The organism is Streptomyces sp. SPB074 (genome assembly GCF_000154905.1).
Lineage (GTDB): Bacteria > Actinomycetota > Actinomycetes > Streptomycetales > Streptomycetaceae > Streptomyces.
Window position 1 is genome coordinate 410,067 of record NZ_GG770539.1, and the last position, 10,715, is coordinate 420,781.

The following is a 10,715-nucleotide window of genomic DNA, read 5'->3' on the forward strand; positions in this document are numbered from 1 at the left end:
CCCGGGCGGCGGGCCGTGGGGGTGGACCGGCGGGCGGGCCGTGCGGGGGGGGCGTGTGGGCCGCGTGGGGCTCAGGCGTCCGGCGGGAGCGTGAAGTCGAAGACGGCCGAGTCGAAGGACGCGTACGCCTCGTAGTCCAGGAGCTCGTACAGCCGGGACCGTGTCTGCATCTTCGGCAGCAGCGATTCCTGCGTGCCCTCGGCCTTGACGGTGCGCAGCCCGTCCTCGACCGCGCCCATCGCGAGCCGCAGGAACGTCACGGGGTAGAGCGCGATGTTGTAGCCGAGGTCTTCGAGGGCCTTCGCGGTGAGCAGCCTGCCCTTGCCGAACTCGGTCATGTTGGCGAGGAGCGGGACGTCCACGGCCTTGCGGAACGCCTCGAACTCGGCCTCGTCGGCCAGCGCCTCGGGGAAGATCGCGTCGGCTCCCGCGTCGACGTACGCCTTGGCGCGGTCGATCGCGGCGTCCAGGCCCTCGACGGCGCGCGCGTCGGTGCGGGCCATGAGGAGGAAGTCCGGGTCGCGGCGGGCGTCGACGGCGGCGCGGACGCGGCGGCTCATGGTGTCGCGCTCGACGACGGACTTGCCGTCGAGGTGCCCGCAGCGCTTGGGGTTGACCTGGTCCTCCAGGTGGAGCCCGGCGAGCCCGGCGTCCTCCAGGAGCTGGACGGTGCGCGCCGCGTTCATGGGCTCGCCGAAGCCGGTGTCGGCGTCGATGAGGACCGGCAGATCGGTGGCTCGCGTCGTCTGCTGGGCGCGCGCGGCGATCTCGGTGACCGTCGTGAGGCCGATGTCCGGCAGCCCGAGGTCGGCCGCGAGGACGGCGCCGGAGAGGTACGCGGCCTCGAAGCCCGTGTCCTCGATGAGCTTCGCCGAGAGCGGGTTGATCGCGCCGGGCATCTGGAGCAGGCGCCCGGTCGCGAGCCGTTCGCGCAGCGCGCGGCGGCGCTGGGCCGGGGTGGTGCGGGTGTGCAGCATCAGGACGGGTCCTTCCGCTTCGTGCGGGTGGGTGCGGCGTGCGGCCGGCGCGGGGCCGGTCGCGTACCGCCGCGGGTGGGGCGCGGCATCAGAAGAGGCCCTTCGGCAGCTTCGCGTCGTAGGCGGAGACGGCCTCGGTGTCGACCTCGGGGAAGAGGCCGTCGAGGTCGCCGCAGCTCAGCTCCGCGAGGTGCTCGGCGGCCGACAGGAAGCGGTGCTGCGCCTCGGGCGTGACGATGTTCTCGGCGAGGGTGCGGAACTTGCCCTGGTAGGCCGGGCGGTCGAAGGGCCGGGCCCCGGCCGGGTGCGCGTCCGCCACGCCGAGTTCGTCCTCGATCACGGTGCCGTCGTCCAGGGTGACGACGGCGCGGGCGCCGAAGGCACGCCGCTGCGGGTCCGGGTCGTGGTAGCGGCGGGTCCACTCGGGGTCCTCGACCGTGGTGATCTTCTGCCACAGCGCGACCGTGTCGGGGCGCGCGGCGCGCTCGGGCGCGTAGGAGCGCTCGTGGTGCCAGGCGCGGTCCTGGAGGGCGACGGCGAAGATGTAGGGGACCGAGTGGTCGAGCGTCTCGCGGCTCGCCTTCGGGTCGTACTTCTGCGGGTCGTTGGCGCCCGAGCCGATGACGTTGTGGGTGTGGTGGCTCGTGTGGAGCACGATGGAGGCGACGCGGTCGAGCGGGATCTTCTCGCCCATGCGGCGGGCGAGGTCGATGAGCGCCTGCGCCTGGTACTCGGCGGAGTGCTCCTTGGTGTAGGTGTCGAGGATGCCGCGCCGGGCCTCGCCCGCCTCGGGCAGCCACACCGTGTAGTCGGCGTCGGGGCCGTCGAGCATCCAGGCGAGGAAGCCGTCCTCGCCCTCGTAGATCGGGGACGGCGAGGTCTCGCCGCGCATCGCGCGGTCCACGGCCTCGATCGCGGCCTTCCCGGCGAAGGCGGGGGCGTACGCCTTCCAGCTGGAGATCTCGCCCTTGCGGGACTGCCGGGTCGCCGTCGTGGTGTGCACGGCCTGCTGGATCGCCTGGTAGACGGTCTCGGTGGGCAGCCGCAGGAGCGCGCCGATGCCGCCCGCCGTCGCGGCGCTGAGGTGCGCGACGTGGTCGATGCGGTGGGCGTGCAGGCAGATGCCCTTGACGAGCGCGACGTGCAGCTCGTACGCGGCCACGACCGCGCGCAGCACGTCCTCGCCGGTGCGCCCGGTGTGCTGGGCGACGGCGAGGATCGGGGGGATGTTGTCGCCGGGGTGCGAGTAGTCGGCGGCCAGGTAGGTGTCGTGGAAGTCCAGCTCGCGCACCGCCGTGCCGTTGGCCCACGCGGCCCACTCGGGGCTGAGGCGGCCCTGCGCGCCGAAGACCCGCGCCCCGGTGCCGGGGGTGCCCGCGCGGTGCGCGAGGGCCTGGGCCCGGGCGACGGCGACGGGCCGGCGGACCAGCGAGGCCATGGCGACCGAGGCGTTGTCGATGACCCGGTTGACGGCCATGGCGGCGCTCTCGGGGTCGGGCTCGACGGTGCCGGTGGCGACGGTGGCGAGCTTCCAGGCCAGCTGGTCCTCACGGGGCAGGCGGTCCGCACTGGGGTGCACGCGGACGTGGTGCTCGATCACAGGACTCCTCACGAAGAATGAAAACTTAACTGCGATCATCAACCCTGCCCGCCCGGGCCGCCGGTTACCAGTCCGTAGGGGTGTGGAATCCGTACAGTCGGCGGGGCCGGTTCTGCGAAATCTGCGAATGGTAAATTCACAAGCGGTCCCGGGCCACCGGTCGGCGGCTTCTCGCCGGGGGCGGAACCGCGCTTCGCAAGGAACGCGTCTCTCCGCCGGAGGGGGCGCGCGGGCCCGGGAGCCCCCGGGCCCGGCGCCCCGCGCGGGCCCGGCGCGGCGGCAGGGCCCGGCGGCGCGACGGCTGGGCCCTGCGGCGTGGCGCGGCGGCGGGGGCACGGGCACGGCGGCGGGACACGGCAGGGCTCGCGAGGAGGTACGGGCATGGCGAGCGGCAGGCACGGCAAGCTCTACGCGCACGCCAAGCTGCGCCGGCTGCGCCGCGAGCGGGGCCTCAACCAGGTCGAGATGGCCCGCGCGCTCGGCATCTCCACGAGCTACGCCAACCAGATCGAGCAGGGCCAGCGCCCGCTGACCGTCCCGGTGCTGCTGCGCCTGGAGGAGGTCTTCGGGGTCGGCGCGGAGTACTTCTCGGTCGCCGACGAGGCGCGGCTGACCACCGACGTGCGCGCCGCGCTCGCGGACGAGGCGAGCGGGATCGACTCGCCGCCCTCCGAGGAGATCGCCGAGGCGGTGCGCGACCACCCCGAGCTGGCCCGCGCCCTCGTCGCCCTGCACCGCCGCTACCGGGACGCCGCCGAGCAGGCCGCCGTGCTCGCCGGCCACGACTCGGGCTCCCCTCCCCCGCCCCGCGGCGAGCCGCACGACGAGGTGCGCGACTTCTTCTACGCCCACCACAACCACTTCGCGCCGATAGACGCCGCCGCCGAGCGGGCCGCCGAGGCCCTGGACCTCACCCCGGGCCGCTGCGCCGACCCGCTCACCGCGCACCTCGCCGCGCGCCACCGCGTCCGGGTCCTGACCGCCGCGCCCGGCGGGACGGCCGACGCCCGCCGCTTCGACGCGCAGACGCGCAGGCTCTTCCTCTCACCGTGGCTGACGGAGGGCCAGCGCGCCTTCCAGCTCGCGACCCAGCTCGCGCTCATCGAGCAGGGGGCGCTGCTCGACACGGTGGCGGGCGACGAGACGCGCCTGACCTCGCCGGCCTCGGTGACGCTCGCCCGGATAGGGCTCGCGAACTACTTCGCGGGCGCCCTGCTCATGCCGTACGGGACCTTCCACCGCGCCGCCGAGGAGACGCGGTACGACATCGAGCTGCTCTCGGCGCGCTTCGGTGTCGGTTTCGAGACGGTGTGCCACCGGCTGAGCACCCTCCAGCGCGAGGGCCGGCGCGGGGTGCCCTTCTCGTTCCTGCGCGTGGACCGGGCGGGGAACATCTCCAAGCGCCAGTCGGCGACGGCCTTCCACTTCTCCCGGCTCGGCGGCACGTGCCCGCTGTGGACGGTGTACGAGGCGTTCTCGGCTCCGGGGCGCATCCTCACGCAGGTCGCGGAGATGCCCGACGGCAAGCGGTACTTCTGGATCGCGCGCACGCTGGTGCGCGGCGGTTTCGGCCACCACGCGCCGCGCGCCGAGTTCGCGCTCGCGCTCGGCTGCGAACTGCGCCACGCCCCGCGGCTCGTGTACGCGGAGGGCATCGCGCTGGACGACCCGCGCGCGGCGACGCCCATCGGCCTGGGCTGCCGGATCTGCGAGCGCCGCGACTGCGCGCAGCGGGCCCGGCCCCCGGCGGGCGGGCTGCTCGCGATCGATCCCGACCGGCGCACCACGGTCCCCTACCAGGTGCGCAGCAACGACCAAGGTCCCGTCAGGAACACCTCCGTATGACCCCCCACAGGAGCGCCCGCGCATGACCTCCCTCCTCGTCACCGGTGCGGCCGGTTTCATCGGCTCGCACTTCACCCGCTACTGGCTGGAGAAACATCCCGAGGACTCGCTGGTCGCCTTCGACGCGCTGACCTACGCGGGCGTGCGCGCCAGTCTCGCGGACGTCGCGGACCGGATCACCTTCGTACGGGGCGACATCACGGACGGCCCGCTCGTGGCCCGTACCCTCGCCGAGCACCGTGTCGAGGTCGTCGTGAACTTCGCCGCCGAGTCGCACAACAGCCTCGCCGTGCTCGCCCCGGACCGCTTCTTCCGCACGAACGTGCTCGGCACGCAGACGCTCCTGGAAGCCTGCCGGCGGCTGGGCGTGGCGCGTTTCCACCACGTCTCGACGTGCGAGGTGTACGGGGACCTCGCGCTGGACGCCGAGGAGGCGTTCACGGAGGAGTCCCCCTACCAGCCGCGCACGCCGTACAGCGCGAGCAAGGCGGGCGCGGACCACGCGGTGCGCGCCTACCACGAGACGTACGGGCTGCCGGTGACGCTGACGAACTCGGCGAACAACTACGGCTCGCACCAGTTCCCCGAGAAGGTCCTCCCGCTCTTCACGACCCGCGCGCTCGACGGCCTCGATCTGCCCGTGTACGCCTCGCGCGACCACCGCCGCGAGTGGATTCACGTGCGCGACCACGTGCGGGCGATCGCCGCCGTGCTGTACGCGGGCCGCATCGGCGAGACGTACCACGTGGGCACGGGCACGGAGCTGAGCGTCGGGGACCTCGCCGAGCGCGTCCTCGGCGAACTGGGCCTGCCGCTCTCGCTGATGCGCACCGTCCCGGACCGGCCGGGCCATGACCGCCGTTATCTGCTGGACTCCTCGAAGCTGCGCGCGGAGCTGGGGTGGCGCCCCCGCGTCGATCTCGCCACGGGCCTCGGCGAGACGGTCCGCTGGTACGCGGACCACCGCGCCTGGTGGGAGCCGCTGCGGGGGCTGAGCCCGGTGGTGGAGGGGCGCTGAGGCGGCGCCGCTCAGGGGCGCTTCCACTCCAGCACGTACCGCCAGAAGAGCCGTCTGCGCACCCGGGCGCCCGGCAGCACCTCCTGGACGGTGCGCCGGATCTGCGCGAGTCCCACCTGGGCGGGGCGGGTGCGGGCGGTCATGGCGAGGGGGCGGGGGCTCGTCCCGGCCACCGGGTGCTTGGCCCAGGCGATCGCCGTGTTGGCCAGGAGCGCGAGGAGGCTCACGGCACGGTCCGCCGGGGTCGTCTCCCGGTACAGGCCGACGACCACGAGCACGCCGCCGGGCGCGAGCCGGGCGCGGAACGAGGCGAACGCCTCGGCGAGCGGCAGGTGGTGGAGGACGGCGACACAGGTCACAGCGGTGTACGGCCCCGGGGCGGCCTCCCGGTCGAGCGCGTCCGCCACCGTGAAGGTGACCGCCGCCGCGGGGGACGCCTCGCGCGCCCGCGCCACGATGCCCGGGTCCGCGTCGATCGCCGTCACCGCGCTCGCGCGCCGCGCGAGGAGCCGGGCCAGATCCCCGCTGCCGCAGCCCACGTCGAGCACGGGCCCGGGGCGGCGGGGCAGGCGGCGCAGGATGGCGCGGTGGTAGTGGGCGTTGTGGTCCCAGGGGCGCGCCGCGTGGAAGCGGTCGAGCGCGGCGAGCAGGCGGGGCGCGAGCCCGCCCGCGCCGGTCACCGCCGCCGCCCCGGCGACGCGAGGTGCGGCGACCGCGCCGGGCCGTCGAACGCGGCGGCGCGCCGTTCGAGGCGCCGCGTGCTCACGTCGCACTCCGTCACAGGGCCCCTCCGGCAGGGTCGCGAACGGCCACTGCAGGAGACGGCGGATCAGGCGTGCGCGGGGGGGCGGCCAGGCCCGCGACGGTCTCCGTCGTGACGGCCGCCCAGGGCGCGGCGACGGCCGCCTGCACCTCGTCGGCGAGTTCCCAGGCGTCGAGGCACACGCGGCCCTCGACGGCCCCGTGTCCGCCCGGGTGGGGGGTGGACACGGGACCGTGCGGGCAGGGACGGTGGTCAGCCCTTGCGGGCGTTGACCTCGTCGGTGAGCTGGGGCACGACGTTGAAGAGGTCACCGACCACACCGTAGTCCACCAGCTCGAAGATCGGGGCCTCCTCGTCCTTGTTGACCGCCACGATCGTCTTCGACGTCTGCATCCCCGCACGATGCTGAATCGCACCCGAAATACCCGACGCGATGTACAACTGCGGAGACACCGTCTTCCCCGTCTGCCCCACCTGATTGGAATGCGGATACCAGCCCGCGTCCACCGCCGCCCGTGACGCACCCACCGCCGCACCCAGCGCGTCCGCCAACGCCTCGATCACCGCGAAATTCTCCGCACCATTCACCCCACGACCACCCGAGACCACGATCGCCGCCTCCGTCAGCTCCGGACGCCCCGAAGACTCCCGCGCCGTCCGCGACACCACCCTCGTCCCCGACGCCCCCTCCGAGAACGACACCACCAACTCCTCCACCGCACCCGCACCCGCGACCGGCTCCACCGGCGCCGAGTTCGGCTTCACCGTGATCACCGGAACACCCCGCGACACCCGCGACCTCGTCGTGAACGACGCCGCAAAGACGGACTGCGTCGCCACCGGACCCTCCGCACCCGCCTCCACGTCCACCGCGTCCGTGATCAAACCCGAACCGATCCGCAACGCCAGACGCGCCGCCACCTCCTTGCCCTCCGCCGACGACGACACCAACACCGCCACCGGAGACACCGACTCCACCGCCGCCTGCAGAGCATCCACCTTCGGCACCACCAAGTAGTCGCCGTACTCGGCGGCCTCCGAAGTCAGCACCCGCACCGCACCATGCTCACCCAGCACACCCACCGTGCGCCCCGCACCCGCACCCAACGCCACCGCGACCGGCTCACCCAGCCGACGCGCCAGCGTCAACAACTCCAACGCGGGCTTACGCACCGCACCATCCACATGATCGACGAAAACAAGTACCTCAGCCATGACAACACTCCTGCGAGACGAGAAGGGGAAGAGAGAGGGTTCTTACCGGACTTCCGGACGTCCGGGCTCAGATGAACTTCCGGCCCGCGAGGAACTCAGCCAGCTGCTTGCCGCCCTCACCCTCGTCGGTCACGATCGTGCCCGCCGTGCGCGCCGGACGCGCCACCGCGTCCTCCACCCTGGACCACGCGCCCTCCAGACCGACCTCGCCCGCCCCGATCCCCAAGTCCTCCAGATCCCAGGACTCCACCGGCTTCTTCTTCGCCGCCATGATCCCCTTGAACGACGGATACCGCGCCTCACCCGACTGATCCGTCACCGACACCACCGCGGGAAGCCGAGCCTCCAACCGCTCCGAGGCCGCGTCACCATCACGACGACCCCGCACCACACCACCCTCGACGCCCACCTCGGACAACAAGGTCACCTGCGGCACACCCAGCCGCTCCGACAGCAACGCCGGAAGCACCCCCATCGTCCCGTCCGTCGACGCCATCCCGCACACCACGAGGTCGTAGCCGGCCTTCTCGACCGCCTTCGCCAGCACCAGCGACGTCCCGAACACATCCGTACCGTGCAGACCGTCGTCCTCGACATGCACGCCCTTGTCCGCACCCATCGACAACGCCTTGCGCAACGCGTCCTTCGCGTCCTCCGGACCCACCGTCACCACCGTGACCTCAGCCTCATCAGCCGCATCCGCGATCTGCAGCGCCTGCTCCACCGCGTACTCGTCCAACTCCGACAACAGACCGTCCACCTCCTCACGGTCCAACGTCAGGTCATCGGCAAAACGCCGGTCACCCGTCGCGTCCGGCACGTACTTCACACAGACAACGATCCTCAAGCTCATGTCTGGTCCTCCTCTTTCTGGGTTCGGTGTCCCGGCGGGGGCCCGGCCGTCGCGAGACGCCGGAGGGCCGGGAGGAGTTGGTCGAGCGGGTGCGGGCTGGTGAAGGCGACGACGTGCGTCTCCCCCTCGCCGGCCCGCCCGGAGAAGAGCCCGAGCACTTCGCGCAGGGCGGTGTCCACCTCGGCCATCGGCTCGGCGGACTCGCCGCGCAGCCAGCGGCGCAGCACGTGGTTGTGCGCGGACACCACGCAGGCCGCCATGAGTTCGGCCCGCAGCGGGGCGCCGGGGGCGTCCCCCATCCAGCGGGCCAGGAACTCCTTGAAGAGCCGCTGGTAGCGGGCGACACTCGCGATCTCGCGATCGCGCAGCGCCGGCACGCTGCTGGTGAGCCGGTACCGGCGGCGGGCGACCTCGCCCTCGTCCACGTAGTGCAGCAGGACGAGCCTGACCGCCTCGGAGACGGCGGTGAGGGCGGTGTCGGTGCGCGAGGTGGCGAGGCGGCTCGCGATCCGGTCCTGGAGGAGTTCGTGATCGGGGAAGATCACGTCTTCCTTGGCCCGGTAGTGGCGGAAGAAAGTGGTGCGGCCGACGCCCGCGCGCTCGGCGATCTCGTCGACGGTGGTGCCCTCGTAGCCCCGTTCGTCGAACAACTGGAAGGCGGCGTGCGCCAGCCGCTCGCGCGCCGTCCGTCCGCTCATGCCCGCACCCCTTCGTGCTCCCGCCCGCGTACCGCCACGACCCGTGGTGGTACGGCGTACCGTCGCGACGGTACCACGTACCATTTACCACGGCGAAGGGCTCTGAAACACGCGCGTCCGTCACGCACCCGGCCGGGCGAGTCGGCAGGCGTTCACCCCGGGCGGACGGACGTGCGAGGCGGCGCGCGGCTCAGTCCCGTACGGCCGCGTCCTGGTCCCGTACCAGCGTGCGTACGTGGGCGGCCAGGGAGCGGCCCGCCGCGCGGAAGGGCTCCTGGGTGCGCAGGCCGCGCGCCATGACGAAGGCGCCCTCCATCGCGACGAGGACCGCCTGCGCGAACTCGCGGGCGGCCTCCGCGCGGAGGCCGCGCGCGGCGAAGTAGTCGGCGCCCTTGGCGAGCCAGTCCGCCATGACCTCGGCGGAGACGGCGCGCAGCTCCGGTTCCACCGTCGCGACCTCGGCGGTCACGCTGCCGACGGGGCACATGTTGAGCCAGCCCGTGTCGCGCATGTTCTCGCCCGCCTGCGCGAAGGCGGCCTCGATGCCCTCGGCCAGATCCTCGTACGGGTCGAGCAGGAGGGGCAGCAGCTGGATGTAGACGGCGCCGGTCTCCCGCAGGGCCGCCGCGGCGATCTCGCGCTTCCCGCCCCGGAAGTGGTGGTACAGCGAACCGGTGGGCGCCTCGGCGGCGCGCGCCAGGGCGTTGATGCCGGTGGCCGCGTAGCCCTGACGACGCAAAAGTTCTCCCATGGCCCGCGTGATCCGCTCGTCCGTTCTCATGCCGCCATGGTTGAACGAACGCTCTGGAGAGAACGTTCTAGCGCGTCGGCCGACGCGACAGCCGAGAGGACGTCATGCGCCACGTCACACTGTCCGCGGGGGAGATCGAGTACGACGAGACCGGGTCCGGGCCGCCGGTCGTGCTGCTGCACGGGCTGCTCATGGACCACACGCTGTGGGACGAGGTGCTGCCGCTGCTCCCCGAAGGCTTCCGGTACGTGCGGCCCGTACTGCCGCTCGGCGCGCACCGGCTCCCGATGCGGCCCGGCGCCGATCTCGGGATGGCCGGGATGGGGCGGCTGCTCGCGGAGTTCCTGGAGGAGCTGGACCTGACGGGCGTCACGCTCGTCCACACGGACTGGGGCGGCGGGCTGTTCCTCACCGCGCTCGGCCTGCACGAGCGCTTGGCGCGCCAAGTCATCCTGCCCTGCGAGGCGTTCGACAACTTCCCGCCCGGTCTGCCGGGCCGGACGGTCTCGCTCGTCTCCCGAATTCCGGGCGGACTCGCCCTCGCCGCGCGGCAGTTGCGCGTCCGCGCGCTGCGGAACTCGCCGTTCATGCTGGGCCCGATGTCGAAGCGCCCCCTGCCCGACGCGCTCGTGCGCGGATGGACGGAACCGCTGCTGCGGGAGGCGGGGTGCGGCGCGACCTCGCCGCGTACTGCACGGCGCCGCTCGACAAGGCGCGGCTGGTCAGGGACACGGAGGCGCTGCGCGACTTCCCCGGCGAGACGCTGGTGCTGTGGGCGCCCGAGAACAAGCTCATGCCGCTCGCCCACGGCAAGCGGCTGGCCGCCCTGCTCCCGGCGGGCCGCTACGCGGAGATCCCGGACGCGGGCGTCCTGGCCATGGTCGATCAGCCGGCGGCGGTGGCCCGGGAGCTGGGCGCCTTCCTGACGGGCGGCAAGGACTGAGGAGCGGCGCGCGGGACCCGTGCCACTCGCGCGGCGGGCCGCCGTGCCGGAG

10 protein-coding genes and 1 pseudogene are annotated in these 10,715 nt (G+C 73.2%); 3 read left to right on the plus strand and 8 right to left on the minus strand.

From position 1 onward, the window contains the following. Positions 1–71 precede the first annotated feature (71 nt). Both prpB and SSBG_RS01675 read right to left on the minus strand, forming a co-directional pair. On the minus strand, positions 72–977 hold the full coding sequence (gene prpB / locus SSBG_RS01670; protein ID WP_037868684.1) for a methylisocitrate lyase: 906 nt from the start codon (positions 975–977) through the stop codon (positions 72–74). Between the two features lie 88 nt (positions 978–1,065). Beyond that, positions 1,066–2,577 (minus strand): MmgE/PrpD family protein, encoded by a 1,512-nt coding sequence (locus tag SSBG_RS01675; protein ID WP_008744504.1) that lies wholly within the window; start codon positions 2,575–2,577, stop codon positions 1,066–1,068. A gap of 381 nt (positions 2,578–2,958) precedes the next feature. Between SSBG_RS01675 and SSBG_RS01680 the strand changes: the two genes are divergently transcribed. Together SSBG_RS01680 and rfbB are read left to right on the plus strand one after the other, a co-directional pair. After that, positions 2,959–4,422: a short-chain fatty acyl-CoA regulator family protein gene (locus tag SSBG_RS01680; protein ID WP_008744505.1), complete on the plus strand. Its 1,464-nt coding sequence runs from the start codon at positions 2,959–2,961 to the stop codon at positions 4,420–4,422. A 22-nt stretch (positions 4,423–4,444) separates the two neighbouring features. Next, positions 4,445–5,440: a dTDP-glucose 4,6-dehydratase gene (gene rfbB, locus SSBG_RS01685; protein ID WP_008744506.1), complete on the plus strand. Its 996-nt coding sequence runs from the start codon at positions 4,445–4,447 to the stop codon at positions 5,438–5,440. A gap of 11 nt (positions 5,441–5,451) precedes the next feature. Here rfbB and SSBG_RS01690 read toward each other — a convergent pair whose 3' ends face one another. The 6 genes from SSBG_RS01690 to SSBG_RS01710 all read right to left on the minus strand — a co-directional run bounded on the left by SSBG_RS01690 (position 5,452) and on the right by SSBG_RS01710 (position 9,750). Beyond that, positions 5,452–6,120, minus strand: coding sequence for a class I SAM-dependent methyltransferase (locus SSBG_RS01690; protein WP_037868685.1), 669 nt, complete (start codon positions 6,118–6,120; stop codon positions 5,452–5,454). Between the two features lie 97 nt (positions 6,121–6,217). Next, positions 6,218–6,430, minus strand: a complete 213-nt coding sequence (locus SSBG_RS30540) for a hypothetical protein (RefSeq protein WP_008744508.1) — start codon at positions 6,428–6,430, stop codon at positions 6,218–6,220. Positions 6,431–6,455: 25 nt separating this feature from the next. Beyond that, a complete protein-coding gene (locus tag SSBG_RS01695; protein WP_008744303.1) occupies positions 6,456–7,418 on the minus strand; it encodes an electron transfer flavoprotein subunit alpha/FixB family protein in 963 nt (320 codons plus the stop codon). 67 nt (positions 7,419–7,485) lie between these two features. Continuing rightward, entirely contained in the window at positions 7,486–8,271 is a 786-nt protein-coding gene (locus SSBG_RS01700; protein WP_008744304.1) for an electron transfer flavoprotein subunit beta/FixA family protein, read from the minus strand. Continuing rightward, positions 8,268–8,969 carry a TetR/AcrR family transcriptional regulator gene (locus SSBG_RS01705; RefSeq protein ID WP_037868687.1) on the minus strand — a complete coding sequence of 234 codons (702 nt, stop codon included), beginning with the start codon at positions 8,967–8,969 and terminating at the stop codon, positions 8,268–8,270. The genes SSBG_RS01700 and SSBG_RS01705 overlap by 4 nt, the downstream gene beginning before the upstream one ends. A 190-nt stretch (positions 8,970–9,159) precedes the next feature. Continuing rightward, positions 9,160–9,750 carry a TetR/AcrR family transcriptional regulator gene (locus SSBG_RS01710; RefSeq protein WP_008744510.1) on the minus strand — a complete coding sequence of 197 codons (591 nt, stop codon included), beginning with the start codon at positions 9,748–9,750 and terminating at the stop codon, positions 9,160–9,162. Between the two features lie 74 nt (positions 9,751–9,824). On the opposite strand from SSBG_RS01710, the pseudogene SSBG_RS35590 reads away from it, so the two are divergent. After that, positions 9,825–10,663, plus strand: a pseudogene (locus tag SSBG_RS35590) (alpha/beta fold hydrolase). Positions 10,664–10,715: the final 52 nt, after the last annotated feature.